Raw genomic sequence first — 15,827 nt, 5'->3', positions numbered from 1 at the left:
GTTTTCAGGACGGAGCACTTTTTTACCTACTAAAGGAGCCAGTCGATGACAACCACACCAATGAAAATAACGCTGTCAACGGCAGCGGCAGACGCACGTTGGGGCGAAAAAGCGACCCTGACCAGCAACAACAGCGGCATGACTATTCATCTGACCGGCGGCGATGCTTTGACCACTATTCAGCGTGCCGCGCGAAAAATTGATGCACAAGGCATCCGTCATGTCAGCCTGAGCGGCGACTGGGACTTAGAAAAAAGCTGGGCATTCTGGCAGGGCTATCGCAGCCCGAAAGGCGAGCGCACCGTGGAGTGGGCACCTTTGAATGACAGCGACCGCGCTGAGTTCGACAGCCGGATGAAGATCATCAACTGGGTGCGCGACACCATCAACCTTCCGGCAGAAGATCTGAGCCCGGAACAACTGGCGCAGCGTGCGGTAGATTTGCTGAGTGGCGTGGGCAGTAACAACGTCAGCTACCGTATCACCAAAGGCGAAGATCTGCGTAAGCAGGGCTATATGGGCCTGCATACCGTTGGCCGGGGTTCAACCCGCAGCCCGGCTCTGCTCGCGCTGGATTTCAACCCTACCGGAGATGAAAAAGCGCCGGTGTTTGCCTGCCTTGTTGGCAAAGGCATCACCTTCGATACCGGTGGTTACAGCCTGAAACCCAGCGGCTCAATGGACTCCATGAAGTCAGATATGGGCGGTGCCGCCACGCTGACCGGCTCCCTGGCTCTGGCTATCAGCCGTGGACTGACCAAACGCGTTAAACTGTACCTCTGCTGCGCCGACAATATGGTCAGCGGCAATGCTTTCCGTCTGGGCGATATCATCAGCTACCGTAATGGCAAAACCGTGGAAGTGATGAACACGGATGCGGAAGGCCGCCTGGTGCTGGCTGATGGTCTGATTGATGCCAGCGAGCAGAACCCTGAGCTGCTGATTGATGCGGCCACTCTGACCGGTGCGGCTAAAACGGCACTGGGGAATGATTACCATGCGCTGTTCAGTTTTGATGACGAACTGGCCCAGTCGCTGATGAGCAGTGCCACCGGTGAAAACGAACCTTTCTGGCGTCTGCCACTGGCGGAATTCCACCGCAGCTATCTGCCGTCGAATTTTGCCGATCTGAACAACATCGCTGCGCCTTCCCACACCGCCGGAGCCAGTTCCGCAGCAGCCTTCCTCTCCCATTTTGTGAAAAATTATCAGAAGGGCTGGCTGCATATCGACTGCTCTGCGACCTACCGTAAAGGCGCTGTGGATCAGTGGTCTGCCGGGGCTACAGGCCTGGGAGTGCGTACCGTAGCCAATATGCTGCTGAAATAGCAGCAGAATTATGTCGGGGGCAGATGGTGCGATTGTCCTCAGAGGCGGGGTAAGCCCGCCTGATTTTGTGAAGCGGATCGAGCTGATGAACGAAACCAACCAGCGCCTTGAAGAGGTGCTAAAACTGGCGGCCACTGAGCCTGCCCATCGTCCTGAATTTTTCACTCTGCTGCTGGAATCCAGCGTTTGGGTGCCGGGTGAAAGCCCTGAACAACAGCCGGTAACGGCAGAAACCCAGGTAGATTTACAGCACTGGGAGAAAGATGATGGCACCAGCATCATCCCTTTCTTTACCTCTTTCACTGCGCTGGAACAGGCAGTTACCGGGGAACAACCCTTCCTTGTTATGCCCGTGCGCACTTTGTTTGAAATGACGATGGGAGAAACGCTGTTTCTGAACCCTAAACTTGAGTCAGGTAAAGAGTTCTCACCGCGTGAAATAACCAGTCTGTTAGGCGAAGGAGCCAGTGCATTGAGCCAGCAGACGGTACTGGAAGGGGGAACGTCACTCCTGCTGTCAGAAATTGCAGAGCCACCTGCTCAGATGATCGCTTCGCTGACCCAATTGTTTGCCAAATACAAGCAGGTTCGCCGGGCTTATGTTGCGCATATCAAAGAATCCGCTGAAGAGCAGCCCAACCTGCTGATAGGCATAGAGGCTGACAGTGATATTGATGCAATCATTCAGGCGGCAGGCAGCGTGGCTACGGATACGCTACTGGAAGATGAACCGGTGGATATTTGCGAAGTGGTGGAAAACGACAAGGGCATCAGCCACTTTTTTACCGCTCATATCACCCCGTTTTACGAGCGTAAGTGGGGCAGTTTCCTGCGAGAGTTCAAGGCTACGGATAAGCCTTCCTGAATTTAGCCAGGCAGCAAAACCTCTGTAAGCCTGGATACTCTTCACAAAGCCACGTAGCTGGTTAAATCTACGCCCCGGATGTCAGACTTTGCCCTGACATCCGGAGGCGCAGACAACGGGGGATCACGAAGCCCTGAAGCAGCCCGGCATGACTTTGTTTTGCCTGCCTTTCTCAGCCCACCGCAATCGGCAAATCATCACGACTTCCCCATTCTCCCCATGAGCCGTCATACAGCCTGACGTTTTCAATTCCCAACGTGGTCAGCGCCAGAATTACCACCACCGCAGTGACGCCAGAGCCACAACTGGTCACGATCGGTTTGGTCAGATCAACACCTTGTGCGCTGAATATAGCTTTTAGCTGTTCAGACGATTTAAGCTGGCCCTCATCCACCAGCGTATTCCAGGGCACATTCAGGCTGCCAGGAATACGTCCACGATGTAAGCCCGGGCGTGGCTCATCGACTTCTCCTTTAAAGCGGTTAGCCGCTCTGGCATCTACAATCTGCGCGCCACCTTCGTGGCTGATCAGCAGAACATCCGTCAGGCGTTTGACGACCTGCGTATCAAAATGCGCTTCAAACTCGGCTTCCGGCAGCGTTACCGCACCACTTTCCAGCTCAAACCCTGCCTCTTCCCACCCTTTCAGGCCGCCAGCAAGAATAGAAACCTTTGCCGCGCCAAACTCGCGCAGCATCCACCAGGCTCGTGGGGCAGAGAACAGATTGCCTTCGTCATAAACCACCAGATGTTTATCGCTGCTGATACCCAGTTCACGCATCGCTACGGCAAATGTCTCTGCCCTGGGCAGCATATGGGGGTAAGCGCTGGTGTGGTCGGACAGCGCTTCGATATCAAAAAAGGGTGCGCCTGGTAGATGTTTTGCCTGGTATTCCGCCTGGATGTCACGCTGATTTTCCTGACCTGGCGGCAACATGCGGGCATCCACAACCTGCAAATCTGGATCGGAGAGATGCTCTGCCAGCCAGTCGGCAGTAACGAAAAAAGAGGAAGTCATAACGGCCTCGCTAGGGGCAATAAAGGATCTGAAGTTCAGTGTAACGCGCTCTCCAGCCATCACAAGATGTTCTGCACTATGCAAATGATATTACGTGAGATTCTGAAGACGTTTCGCAGTGGAATGTAACGTCATGAACGAAGCTTAAAAAGATTGCGAAACGTTACCAGAAATGAATGCAGAGGCTTTTTTTACAGCTATTCCCGTCATACTATGCTGCATAATTTTCTGGCACTGGCCATGGAGTGATAATGAACGTTAACAGGACGCTATTCAGCCTTGCGGCGCTATTTTCGCTGATTTTGCTGAGCGGTTGCGATGATAAAGATAAAATTTCGTCTGCAAAACCCAGCCAGAGCGCTTCCGCTCCCGCCAGCGCCAGCAAACCCCCGGCACTCACTGAAGCGCAGCGTTCAGCAGCGGCAAAGCGGGATGCCGGCAAACCCGTAACCATTCTTGATGCTTCCGAAGTTCAGTTGGACGGCGCAGCAACGCTGGTACTGACCTTTTCTGTGGCGCTGGATGATCAGCAAAACTATGCCAGTCAGCTGCATCTTATTGACAGTAAAAGCGGGGCTGTTGAAGGGGGATGGGAGCTGTCAGCCAATCGCAGAGAACTTCGTTTTCGTCATCTTGAGCCTGCCCGTGAGCTGATTGTCTCGGTGGACAGTGGCCTGAAGGCAGCAAATGGCGCCACGCTGGAACAAAGCTTTCAGCAAAAAATCGACACGCGTGATATCCAGCCGATGGTGGGATTTGCCAGTCGGGGTTCTTTACTGCCTGCGCGAATCACTCAGGGTTTGCCTGTCCTGGCCCTGAATATTAACAGCATCGATGTCGACTTTTTCCGGGTTAAACCGGCCTCGCTGCCTTCATTTCTCGCCTCGTGGCAGTACAGCACTCAGCTCTCTACCTGGCAGTCAACCGAAGTGATGAGCAAAGCTGAGCTGGTATATAGCGGCCGTTTTGATCTCAATCCCCAGCGCAATACACGTGAAAAATTGCAGTTGCCAATCGGCACTGTTGAGGCGCTTAAGCAGCCTGGTGTTTATCTGGCGGTGATGAAGCAGGCTGGCTCCTATAATTACAGCAACCCTGCGACCCTGTTTACGCTGAGCGATATTGGTCTCTCCCTGCACCAGTTCCCTGAAAAACTCTCACTGTTTGCGCAAAGTCTGGAGAACGGTTCGGCCCTGTCCGGCACCCTGCTTTCACTACTGGATGAAAAAGGCCAGATACTGGCAGAAACCCGTACGGATGCTCAGGGGCATGCTGATTTTGCCGCGTTTTCCAAAGCCAGATTAGTGCTCGCAAAGCAGGGTGAACAAACCACACTCCTTGATCTGACCCGTCCGGCACTGGATCTGGCTGAATTTGCCGTCGCCGGGCCGGAAGGTTATGACAAACAGGTATTTATATTTGGCCCACGCGATCTCTACCGGCCAGGTGAAACAGTGGTGATAAATGCCCTGATGCGTGATGCCGATGGTCAGCCTTTGCCGCCGCAACCCGTGAAGCTGGAAGTGGTTAAACCAGATGGTGAAGTTGCGCGTACGCTGGTCTTGCAGCCCGAAAACGGCCTGTATCAATATCGTTTCGCCCTGCCTGAATCCGCTTCAACCGGGAAATGGTCTTTCCGTATGGACACGGGCGATGGCCATAAACGGAGCTGGGCTTTCAATGTAGAAGACTTCATGCCAGAGCGGATGGCATTGAGCCTGAAAACCGTCCCAACACCTCTGGCAATGGATGAGGATGCCACCTTCCAGGTTAATGGCCGCTATCTCTACGGCGCTCCTGCCGCCGGAAATAGCTTACAGGGCCAGCTGTTCATTCGTCCCCTCAGAGAGGCCGTAGCCAGTTTGCCAGGCTACCAGTTTGGCGACATTAATGAGGCCGATCTCAAACGCAACCTGGATGAAGTTGACCTCAAGCTGGATGCTAAGGGTAACAGCAGTTTAATCGCTGAATCTTCCTGGAAAGATGCGCATTCCCCACTGAATGTCATCCTTCAGGCCAGCCTGCTGGAAACCGGTGGGCGACCCGTCACTCGTCGCGCCACACAGGCTGTCTGGCCAGCAGAAGCCCTGGCCGGGATTCGTCCTTTGTTTGGCAACAAGGAGGTGTATGACTACCGCAGCGACAGTTATCACAGTCAGCCAATGGTTGAAGAGGGCAGTACAGCCGCTTTTGACCTGATCTTCACCAACAGCAAGGGAAAAAAGCTGGCGGCAGAAAACCTTGATGTGCGTCTGATCCATGAGCGGCGGGATTACTACTGGAGTTTCTCAGACAGCGAAGGCTGGCAGTCTCGTTTTGAGCAGAAAGATCTGGTTGAGGACGAGCGTAGCGTGTCGATTACCGCAGAGGGTACGGCGCGGGTTGAGTATCCGGTGGACTGGGGCTCTTACCGCCTGGAAGTCCGTTCTAAGGAAAACAGCGCCGTCAGCAGCGTGCGATTCTGGGCCGGATACAGCTGGCAGGATAATACCGACGGCTCGGGAGCATTGCGCCCCGACCAGGTGAAGCTGAAGCTGAACAAGCCCTCGTATCAGCCCGGAGAAAAAGCTACCGTTCACGTTGAATCACCTGCGCCAGGTAAAGGCTATCTGATGGTGGAATCCAGCAACGGCCCACTGTGGTGGAAAGAAATTACGGTTCCCGAAGGTGGGGTCGACGTTGACGTTCCGGTGGAGAGTGACTGGAAACGTCACGATCTCTATCTCAGTGCTTTGGTTATCCGCCCCGGAGATAAATCGCAGGCGAGCACGCCGAAACGTGCCGTAGGATTATTGCATCTGCCTTTGGCGCAGGAAAACCGCCGTCTGACTCTTAGCCTTGAGGCCACTGACAAAGTCCGGCCACAGCAGACGCTGAAAGTGAAGGTTAAGGCCGCGACAGAGAATGGGCCGGTTCCGGCAAAAATCACGGTGCTGCTCTCCGCAGTAGACAGCGGCGTATTGAGTATTACTGATTATAAAACGCCCGATCCCTGGGGGGCGTTCTTTGGCCGTAAGCGCTATAACGCCGATCAGTACGATGTCTATGGGCAACTGATCGAAGGCAGTGGACGGTTAGCAACGCTACGTTATGGCGGTGACGGTGATGAAGATCCCCTGGCCCGGGGCGGTAAAAAACCGGTGACGCAGGTCAATATTGTGGCGCAGCAGCTTCAGGCCGTGACGCTTGATGCTAACGGGGAAGGAACGCTCGACCTGCAGGTACCCGAGTTTAATGGCGAATTGCGACTGATGGCGCAGGCCTGGAGTGACAGCAGCTTTGGCTCGGCGGAGAAAAAAGTGGTGGTGGCCGCCCCGCTGGTCAGTGAACTCGCCACGCCGCGCTTTATGGCTGGCGGTGACAGTGCAAGGCTGGCAATGGATGTGACTAACCTGACGCCTCAACCACAAACTCTGCAAATTGCCGCCAGGGCTTCCGGCCTGGTTAATCTGGTTGATGCGCAGACGCATTCTCTGATCCTGCAGGCCGGGGAGCGTAAAACCCTGTTCCTGCCAATCGAGGCAGCGGAAGGGTTTGGCGAGGGAGAGATCGGCACGGAAATCACCGGCCTCTCACTGCCGGGTGAAACCCTGCCGCCACTGAAACAGCAGTGGAAAATTGGGGTACGGCCTGCCTGGCCGGCAGAGACCAGAAGCTTTACGCCGGTACTCCATACAAACCTTCCCTGGAGCCTGCCAGGTGAAGCTGTAAACGGCCTTGTGCCGCAGACGTTGCAAGGCCAGCTGGTGCTCAGCAATAAGCCCCCGTTGAATATAGCCCGCTATATCTCCGGGCTGTATGCCTATCCCTATGGTTGCCTTGAGCAGACAACCAGCGGCCTCTATCCTTCGCTGTTCACCAATCAGATGCAGCTGAAAGCGCTGGGCATCAGGAGCAGTACGGATGCTGCACGACGGGCATCCATTGATGTTGGCATCGACAGACTGGCAGGAATGCAGCGAGCGAACGGCGGCTTTGGCCTGTGGAGTAAAGAGAGTCCGGAAGAGTTCTGGCTGACCGCTTATGTCACGGACTTCCTGGTGCGCGCCAACGAGCAGGGTTATGGCGTCGAAAAATCCGTGATTGAGAATGCCAGTCAACGGTTGCTGCGTTATTTGCAGGATCCCAGCCAGATCGATGTTTATTACGGCGAACCCACGGCTGTGCGTTTTGGCGTTCAGGCCTATGCCGGTCTGGTGCTGGCCCGCCAGCAAAAGGCCCCGCTGGGGGCACTGCGCGCGTTGTTCGACAAAAACGACCAGGCTAAAACCGGCCTCTCGCTGGTGCAACTCGGCGTAGCGCTGAAACTGATGGGGGATGAGCCTCGGGCAAATCAGGCGCTGGCTAAAGGAGTGGCAACTGCCCGCAGCGCGCAGGCAGCGGGGCTTGAAGACTATGGCAGCGTAATCCGTGATAAGGCGATGATGTACGTATTGCTGTCAGAAAATCACCTGCTCCCAGAGGCTCAGGATCGGTTGCTGTTGAGTCTGACACAGCAGCTTAACGGTCAGCGCTGGCTCTCGACGCAGGAAAATAATGCGTTGTTCCTGGTAGCAAGAACGTTGAATGAGGCCACAGGCAGTGAGTGGCAGGTAGATACGAACGAGGGCATGGGCCCACTTCGTGGAAAGGGTCCGGTCACAACGCCACTGACTCCGCAGCAGTTATCGAACGGTTTCCAGCTGCAAAACAATGGGGTGGATGCAGTATACGGACGAGTGGATGTGGTGGGTTATCCCGCTACAACGCCCGAGCCTTACAACCATGTTCTGCAGATTTCACGTAAATACATGGACATTCAGGGCAAAGAGATCTCTCTGATGAACCTGAAAAGCGGTGATCTGGTGCTGGTCAGTCTCAAAGTCTGGGCCGATCGACGTGTACCGGATGCGCTGGTGGTCGATCTGCTTCCTGCAGGGCTGGAGCTGGAAAATCAGAATCTGGCTAACAGCAGCGCCAGCCTGCAGGAGAGTGCCGCAGCCGTTCAGGAGCTGATGGGGGATATGCAGCAGGCTAACATCAAACATATCGAGTTCCGGGACGACCGTTTTGTAGCCGCCGTAGATGTTGATGGCTACCGTCCCGTGAGCCTGTTGTATCTGGCCAGGGCGGTCACGCCAGGGCAATACCGGATGCCACCCCCGCAGGTGGAATCGATGTATGTTCCTGACTGGCGGGCGCTGGGGATTACGCCTGCCAGCCTGACTATTCACTGAGTGAATGTGCCCGGTGGCCGGGCACAACTGAATGATGATGACTCTATGGCGTTATGCCCGTTGGCTGTCTATCCCGCTTTTTATGGCGCTGCTTTTATTGCTGGCAGACCGCCAGTGGCCGCTGCCCCTTAGAGAGTTGCAGCCAGCGCGTGTGGTGGTAGCCGAAGATGGCACCCCACTGTGGCGGTTTGCGGATGCGCAGGGGGTCTGGCGCTATCCTGTTACGCCTGAAGAGGTTTCCCCATCTTACCTCCAGGCTTTGCTGACTTATGAGGATCGCTGGTTCTGGTATCACCCAGGCATCAATCCTCTCTCGATTGTTCGCGCTGCCTGGCAGGATTTGTGGGGTAGAGAGATTGTTTCAGGGGGCAGCACCTTAACTATGCAGGTTGCCCGCCTTATCGATCCCCGGCCAAGAACCTTTACCGCCAAGCTCTGGCAGGCATGGCGTGCTGTCCAGCTTGAATGGCACCTCTCCAAGCGCGAAATCCTGACGCTCTATCTGAACCGTGCCCCTTTTGGCGGAACGGTAGAAGGGGTGGGAGCAGCAAGCTGGACCTGGCTGGGGAAACCGCCTTCACAGCTGACGCGGAGTGAAGCCGCCTTGCTGGCCGTGCTGCCTCAGGCGCCCAGTTGGTTACGGCCAGATCGCTGGCCGGAGAGGGCGCAGGCTGCGCGGAATAAAGTGCTTGAACGCATGGTCTCTCTGGGCGTCTGGCCTGAAGAGCAGGTTAAAGAAATCTATCAGGAACCTGTCTGGCTGGCTCCCCGGCAGATGCCGCAGCTGGCGCCACTGTTTTCCCGGCGGCTGCTGACTATGTCCGGTCAGCAGAAAGTGGTTTCAACCCTGGATGCCTCAATGCAACGCCAGATTGAGGCGCTGGCCGCTGGCTGGAAAAACCAGCTACCTCCCCGAACATCAATGGCCATTCTGGTTGTGGATCACGCCACCATGAAAGTCAGGGCTTATCTGGGGTCAGTAGATCTTGATGATGACTCCCGGTTTGGTCATGTAGATATGATCGGCAGTATCCGTTCTCCCGGCTCGATACTAAAACCCTTCGTCTACGGCATGGCTCTGGATCAGGGGCTGATCGCTGCTGAATCCTTGCTGCAGGATGTTCCGCGTCGCTTTGGAGATTACCGTCCCGGCAACTTTGATTCCGGTTTTCACGGGCCTGTCAGCGCCAGCGAAGCCTTAACCCGTTCGCTTAATCTTCCTGCTGTACAGCTGCTGGAAGCTCTGGGGCCAAAATATTTAACCGCCAGACTGCGCAATGTCGGGTTGAGGTTACGTTTCCCACCGGCCGCAGAGCCTAATCTTTCTCTGGTGCTGGGAGGAACCGGCGCAAGAATGGATGAAATTGTCGCGGCCTACAGTGCTTTTGCCCGTAAAGGGCAGGCTACTGGTTTGCGTTTTATGCCGCAGCAACCGCTGATGGAAAGGCCCTTACTTTCGCCCGGCTCGGCATGGATTATTCGCCGCATTCTGGCCGGTGAGGCAAAACCCGTGAGTGATGACCTTTTACCTGGCGTAGCGCCACTGGCGGTGAAAACGGGCACCAGTTATGGCTATCGTGATGCCTGGGCGGTAGGTATTACGCCCCGGTATGTCATTGGTGTCTGGGTCGGAAGGCCTGATGGAACGCCGGTTGCCGGGCAGTATGGTTTTGCAAGCGCCGTCCCCGTGCTTAATCAAATCAATAACATGGTAGCGACATCTCCGGGTGTTCGGGGCAACTGGCTTCCGGCCGATCCACGTCCTGCTTCGGTAACGGCTGCTTCTTTGTGCTGGCCAGGCGGGCAGGCTCTGGAGCAGGGGGACAACAACTGCCGTCAGCGGAGAAAAAGCTGGCTGTTGGAGGGCACAGCACCCCCTACATTACTGGCAACGGGCCAGGAGAATCTCGCGGGTTTGCGTCAGCCTGTCTGGGTTAATAAGGCGGGATTGCGGGTTGCTGCGGATTGCCCGCAGGCCAGGTTAGAAAGCCGCGTCCTGTGGCCTCTGCCACTCGAACCCTGGCTTCCCCGTGCGGAAAGAAGAGCCCAGCGGTTACCCGCAGTTGATCCAGAGTGTCCGCCGCTGGAAATTGGCAATGCGGTACCGCTGGTTTTAACCGGTGTGCGTGAGGGACAACTCTTTCACCGGCTACCGGGTAAAAGCGCGCTCGAAACTGAGGCCAGTGTTCAGGGAGGCCAGGGAACTCAACGCTGGTGGTTCCTTGACGGCAAACCGCTTGCGTCTGAAAAGTCCCAAAACAGGATGAGTTTATCGCTGTCCAAAGCCGGAAGTTACCAGTTAACGGTGCTGGATGAAGGTGGGCAAGTCGCCGCAGCCACTTTTACTTTGGAGTGATTGTGAGTTTGGTAAACAAAACCGCTGTAAAATTGTGGATTTAAAGATCGGCTTTTTTTAGTAATTTGTTGAATCTCCGATAGGCAAGGGCGGCGATGCCCCCTATAATCGGCGCCATTTTCCAGGCCGGGGAGCCTTTCCACCGGCCAAATTCGACATCAAACAGGGGTCCATATGACTATCGAACGTACTTTTTCTATCGTAAAACCGAACGCGGTGGCAAAAAACGTTATTGGTGCCATCTTCAACCGTTTTGAAAGCGCTGGCTTCAAAATTGTAGGCAGCAAAATGCTGCACCTGAGCAAAGAGCAGGCTGAAGGTTTCTACGCTGAGCACCAGGGCAAGCCGTTCTTCGACGGTCTGGTAGAGTTCATGACTTCTGGCCCGGTTGTAGTTTCCGTACTGGAAGGCGAGAACGCCGTTCAGCGTCACCGTGACCTGATGGGCGCAACTAACCCGGCTAACGCTCTGGCGGGTACTCTGCGTGCAGATTACGCTGACAGCTTCACCGAGAACGCGACCCACGGTTCTGACTCTGCTGAGTCTGCTGCCCGTGAAATCGCTTACTTCTTCGGCGAAGGCGAAGTTTGCCCACGCACCCGTTAATACCCGGCACGGGAAGCAGGGCGTTTACAATTTATTTCCGTAACGCACTTTAACCTGCTGCCTCACGCTAGTATTATAATGCGCCCCTGATATGAGCCTGCTCATCAGGGGCGCTTCTTTACCTGAGGTCGTTCAATTTGCCGGTGAGTTGGTTGCGCTCACTTACCCAAAGGTTTACTAAACTTATTGGGAGCCACACCGTTGCCAATGCCATGCAGTCTGATGTCCCAAGGGTAACTACTTTTCGTCCCCCAGAGCCATAACGTGTAATAACGAGGCCAGAGAATATTATGTCTGAACAAATTTTGACTCCGTCGTCCGCATCACCCGTCATCACCACGCCAAACAAAGAAAAAATCAACCTGCTCGATCTGAATCGTCAGCAAATGCGCGAGTTTTTTGCCAGTCTGGGCGAGAAACCTTTCCGTGCCGATCAGGTGATGAAGTGGATGTATCATTACTGCAGTGATGATTTTGATGAGATGACCGACATCAATAAAGTTTTCCGCGGCAAGCTGAAAGAGCTGGCCGAAATCCGCGCACCGGAAGTGTCTGAAGAACATCGCTCAACCGATGGCACCATCAAATGGGTCATTAACGTGGGCGGTCAACAGGTTGAAACCGTATACATCCCTGAGAAAGATCGTGCCACTCTCTGCGTCTCTTCGCAGGTTGGCTGCGCACTGGAATGTAAGTTCTGTTCCACGGCTCAGCAAGGATTTAACCGTAACCTGCGTGTTTCCGAAATTATTGGTCAGGTCTGGCGTGCAGCAAAAATCATAGGGGCTTCTAAAGTCACTGGTCAGCGGCCAATCACTAACGTGGTCATGATGGGCATGGGCGAGCCTCTGCTCAATCTGAAGAATGTTGTACCAGCGATGGAAATCATGCTGGATGACTTTGGGTTTGGCCTGTCTAAACGCCGAGTTACGCTTTCAACTTCTGGCGTGGTCCCTGCGCTGGATAAACTGGGCGACATGATTGACGTTGCGCTGGCAATCTCACTGCATGCACCGAATGACGCGATCCGTGACGAAATTGTGCCGATCAATAAAAAGTACAATATCGAGACGTTCCTGGGCGCGGTCAGCCGTTACATTGCAAAATCTAACGCCAATCAGGGCCGGGTTACGATTGAGTACGTTATGCTGGATCATGTGAATGACAGCACGGACAATGCTCATGAGCTCGCGGAACTGTTAAAGAACACCCCGTGCAAAATCAACCTGATCCCGTGGAACCCCTTCCCGGGGGCACCTTATGGTCGCAGTTCGAACAGTCGCATCGACCGCTTTTCTAAAGTGTTGATGGATTACGGTTTTACCACTATTGTGCGTAAGACGCGTGGCGACGATATCGATGCCGCCTGTGGGCAGCTGGCCGGGGAAGTGATTGACCGTACCAAACGGACATTGCGTAAAAAAATGGCCGGTGAATCCATTTCTGTGAAAGCGCTCTGAAACCTGAGCGTCAACGCTGGCAGTCGCTGTCAGCCCTGATTTGAAAGGCGTACTATATCGCCTGACGCAAATCAGGAGGCAACATGGGCAAAGGATTCCCACTCTGGCTGGCACTTCTGTTACTCACAGGTTGCCAGCAGACTCAGTACCCTGGCGAACTGACTCAGATCCGGCTGCAGCTGGGGCTTGATTATCTGGCAAGGGATAATTTGCCCGCCGCTCAGCGTAATCTGCAGCAGGCAGTGACCTTATCGCCGCAGGATTATCGTACTCATCTGGCGTTGGCGCGGTTTTACCAGCGTTCAGAGGACAGAGGGGCTGCCAGCGAGCATTACCGGAAGGCGCTGCTGCTGGCGGGACAAAACCGCGACGTAATCAATAATTACGGTGCGTTTCTCTGTAGTTTAGGGCAGTATGATGCGGCTCAACAGCAGTTCAGCAAAGCCGCTGAACTCCCTGAAAACGGCGTACGTGCCGATGCAAGGGAAAATGCCGGCTACTGTTATCTGCAGGCCGGAGAGCAGGATAAGGCACGTATCGCGCTGACTGAGGCGACACAAAACGCTGTGGACAAAGGCAGAGTTTTGCTGGCAGAAGCCGAAAGGCGATTTGGAAAGAATGAGCACGAAATATCGCGGCTCCTTTTAGATGTTTATCACCATAATTTTTCTGCTTCGGCAGAGAGTCTGTGGTTAGAGATTCGCTTCGCCGCGCTGGCGCAGCACCCCGAACGCATTAAGCAGGCGGGGCAGCAGCTGGCGCGAAATTTTCCACAATCGAAACAGCATCTGCATTATTTAGCTAATGAATACTGAAGCCACTCAAGATAAATCAGCAGTAAATTCAACAGGCGAGCGCCTGCGCAGTGCCCGTGAGCAAATGGGACTGACCCAGCAGAATGTTGCTGAGCGCCTCTGCCTGAAACTTTCCACCGTCCGGGATCTCGAAGAGGACAAGGCGCCTGCCGATCTGGCATCGACCTTCCTGCGTGGTTATATCCGTTCTTATGCCCGTCTGGTGCATGTGCCAGAAGAGGAACTGCTGCCGATGATGGCTAAGCAGGCGCCTGTTCGTGCCGCAAAAGTGGAGCCGATGCAGAGCTTTTCACTGGGAAAACGCCGTAAAAAGCGTGACGGCTGGTTAATGATCTTCACCTGGCTGGTACTGTTCGTCGTAGTTGGACTGACAGGCGCCTGGTGGTGGCAAAACCACAAGGCGGCTCAGGATGACCTGGTATCAATGGCCGATCAAAACTCGGTCTCCAGCGGGGATAACAGCCAGTCTATCCCGCTGGGTGATAACAGCAATGACAGCACGCCGGCAGACAATACGTCTGCCCAGAGCGTGCCGGTTGATACAGGTGCTCAGGCACCTGTTGAAAATTCTGCTCCTGTGGCGTCGAACACCCCAGCAGCGCCATCGGCCCCGGCGACTAATGCCGCAGCTAACACGCAGCCCGTAGCCGTGTCGCCTTCACAGGCGCCCGTGGACAATACGGCTAACAGCCAGATGCCTACCGGTTCTGCAGGCGTTAGCGCGCCTGCCGTTGACCCTAATGCGCTGGTGATGAATTTTAATAAAGATTGCTGGCTGGAAGTTACCGATGCTACAGGTAAAAAACTGTTCAGCGGAATGCAGCGCAGCGGTGGTAAGCTCAGTCTGGCCGGCACAGCCCCTTACCGCCTGAAAATTGGCGCGCCGGGCGCAGTACAAATCCAGTACCAGGGACAGCCAGTAGATCTGAGCCGTTTCATTCGTTCCAACCAGGTTGCTCGCCTGTCAGTCGGTGCGCAATAACGCATTCGATCGCGAGGAATTGTGGAGAAAGACTATGCATAACCAAGCACCCATTACCCGTCGCAAATCAACGCGCATTTACGTCGGCAAGGTGCCAGTGGGCGACGGCGCACCAATAGCCGTGCAGTCCATGACGAATACGCGAACTACAGATGTGGCCGCGACCGTCAATCAAATCAAAGCGCTTGAGCGTGTCGGTGTCGATATTGTTCGCGTTTCCGTTCCTACCATGGATGCCGCAGAAGCTTTCCGCCTGATCAAGCAGCAGGTCGATGTTCCGCTGGTGGCTGATATCCATTTCGATTACCGCATTGCACTGAAAGTTGCCGAGTACGGCGTTGACTGCCTGCGTATCAACCCCGGTAATATCGGCAATGAAGAACGTATCCGCCAGGTGGTGGATTGCGCGCGTCATTACAATATTCCTATCCGCATCGGCGTTAACGCCGGATCGCTGGAAAAAGATCTGCAGGAAAAATTCGGCGAGCCTACTCCTCAGGCGCTGCTGGAATCCGCTATGCGCCATGTGGATCATCTCGATCGTCTCAACTTCGATCAGTTCAAAGTCAGCGTAAAGGCTTCCGATGTCTTCCTGGCCGTGGAATCTTATCGCCTGCTGGCTAAGCAGATCGATCAACCTCTGCACCTCGGGATCACTGAAGCTGGTGGCGCGCGCGCGGGATCGGTTAAATCTGCCATCGGGCTGGGTCTGCTGCTTTCTGAAGGCATCGGCGATACCCTGCGTATCTCACTGGCCGCCGATCCGGTAGAAGAAGTGAAGGTCGGCTTTGATATCCTGAAGTCGTTGCGCATTCGCTCACGCGGCATCAACTTTATTGCCTGTCCAACCTGTTCACGTCAGGAATTTGATGTGATCGGAACAGTCAACGCGCTGGAGCAGCGTCTGGAGGATATTGTCACCCCGATGGATATTTCCATTATCGGCTGCGTGGTCAATGGTCCCGGTGAAGCGCTGGTTTCCACCTTAGGTGTGACCGGAAGCAATAAGAAAAGCGGTTTCTATGAAGACGGTGTGCGCCTGCGCGAGCGTCTGGATAATGACGACATGATCGACCAGCTTGAGGCCCGTATTCGTGCCAAAGCGTCAATGATGGACGAAAGCCGCCGTATTGAAATTCAGCAGGTTGAAAAATAAATCGTATTTTGGGCTGGTATAACG

General features: G+C 54.8%; 10 protein-coding genes. 9 read left to right on the top strand and 1 reads right to left on the bottom strand.

Features of this window, described 5'->3' with window-relative positions:
* Positions 1–45 precede the first annotated feature (45 nt).
* Both pepB and sseB read left to right on the top strand, forming a co-directional pair.
* Positions 46–1,329 (top strand): aminopeptidase PepB, encoded by a 1,284-nt coding sequence (gene pepB / locus VRC33_RS16995; RefSeq protein ID WP_338557506.1) that lies wholly within the window; start codon positions 46–48, stop codon positions 1,327–1,329.
* A gap of 85 nt (positions 1,330–1,414) precedes the next feature.
* A complete protein-coding gene (gene sseB / locus VRC33_RS16990) occupies positions 1,415–2,194 on the top strand; it encodes an enhanced serine sensitivity protein SseB (RefSeq protein WP_338557505.1) in 780 nt (259 codons plus the stop codon).
* A gap of 172 nt (positions 2,195–2,366) precedes the next feature.
* On the opposite strand, the gene sseA is transcribed toward sseB, so the two are convergent.
* On the bottom strand, positions 2,367–3,212 hold the full coding sequence (gene sseA / locus VRC33_RS16985) for a 3-mercaptopyruvate sulfurtransferase (RefSeq protein ID WP_338557504.1): 846 nt from the start codon (positions 3,210–3,212) through the stop codon (positions 2,367–2,369).
* Positions 3,213–3,463: 251 nt separating this feature from the next.
* On the opposite strand from sseA, the gene VRC33_RS16980 reads away from it, so the two are divergent.
* The 7 genes from VRC33_RS16980 to ispG all read left to right on the top strand — a co-directional run bounded on the left by VRC33_RS16980 (position 3,464) and on the right by ispG (position 15,803).
* Positions 3,464–8,428, top strand: a complete 4,965-nt coding sequence (locus tag VRC33_RS16980; protein WP_338557503.1) for an alpha-2-macroglobulin — start codon at positions 3,464–3,466, stop codon at positions 8,426–8,428.
* A 34-nt stretch (positions 8,429–8,462) separates the two neighbouring features.
* Complete coding sequence (gene pbpC, locus VRC33_RS16975; protein WP_338564324.1) at positions 8,463–10,784, top strand: peptidoglycan glycosyltransferase PbpC; 2,322 nt, start codon at positions 8,463–8,465, stop codon at positions 10,782–10,784.
* 174 nt (positions 10,785–10,958) lie between these two features.
* Positions 10,959–11,390, top strand: a complete 432-nt coding sequence (gene ndk, locus VRC33_RS16970) for a nucleoside-diphosphate kinase (RefSeq protein WP_013203396.1) — start codon at positions 10,959–10,961, stop codon at positions 11,388–11,390.
* Between the two features lie 290 nt (positions 11,391–11,680).
* The gene (locus VRC33_RS16965; RefSeq protein WP_338557502.1) at positions 11,681–12,850 is read left to right on the top strand and encodes a bifunctional tRNA (adenosine(37)-C2)-methyltransferase TrmG/ribosomal RNA large subunit methyltransferase RlmN; all 1,170 of its coding nucleotides are present in this window, start codon (positions 11,681–11,683) and stop codon (positions 12,848–12,850) included.
* 83 nt (positions 12,851–12,933) lie between these two features.
* Positions 12,934–13,665: a type IV pilus biogenesis/stability protein PilW gene (pilW, locus tag VRC33_RS16960; protein WP_338557501.1), complete on the top strand. Its 732-nt coding sequence runs from the start codon at positions 12,934–12,936 to the stop codon at positions 13,663–13,665.
* Positions 13,655–14,647, top strand: coding sequence for a cytoskeleton protein RodZ (rodZ, locus tag VRC33_RS16955; protein WP_338557500.1), 993 nt, complete (start codon positions 13,655–13,657; stop codon positions 14,645–14,647). Before pilW ends, rodZ begins: the two co-directional genes overlap by 11 nt.
* A gap of 34 nt (positions 14,648–14,681) precedes the next feature.
* Positions 14,682–15,803 carry a flavodoxin-dependent (E)-4-hydroxy-3-methylbut-2-enyl-diphosphate synthase gene (ispG, locus tag VRC33_RS16950; RefSeq protein WP_338557499.1) on the top strand — a complete coding sequence of 374 codons (1,122 nt, stop codon included), beginning with the start codon at positions 14,682–14,684 and terminating at the stop codon, positions 15,801–15,803.
* Positions 15,804–15,827 lie beyond the last annotated feature (24 nt).

The sequence above is a fragment of the Erwinia sp. E_sp_B01_1 genome (assembly GCF_036865545.1).
Taxonomy (GTDB): domain Bacteria; phylum Pseudomonadota; class Gammaproteobacteria; order Enterobacterales; family Enterobacteriaceae; genus Erwinia.
Note: the sequence above shows the minus strand (reverse complement) of the source record. Positions and strands in the feature narration are given on the sequence as shown.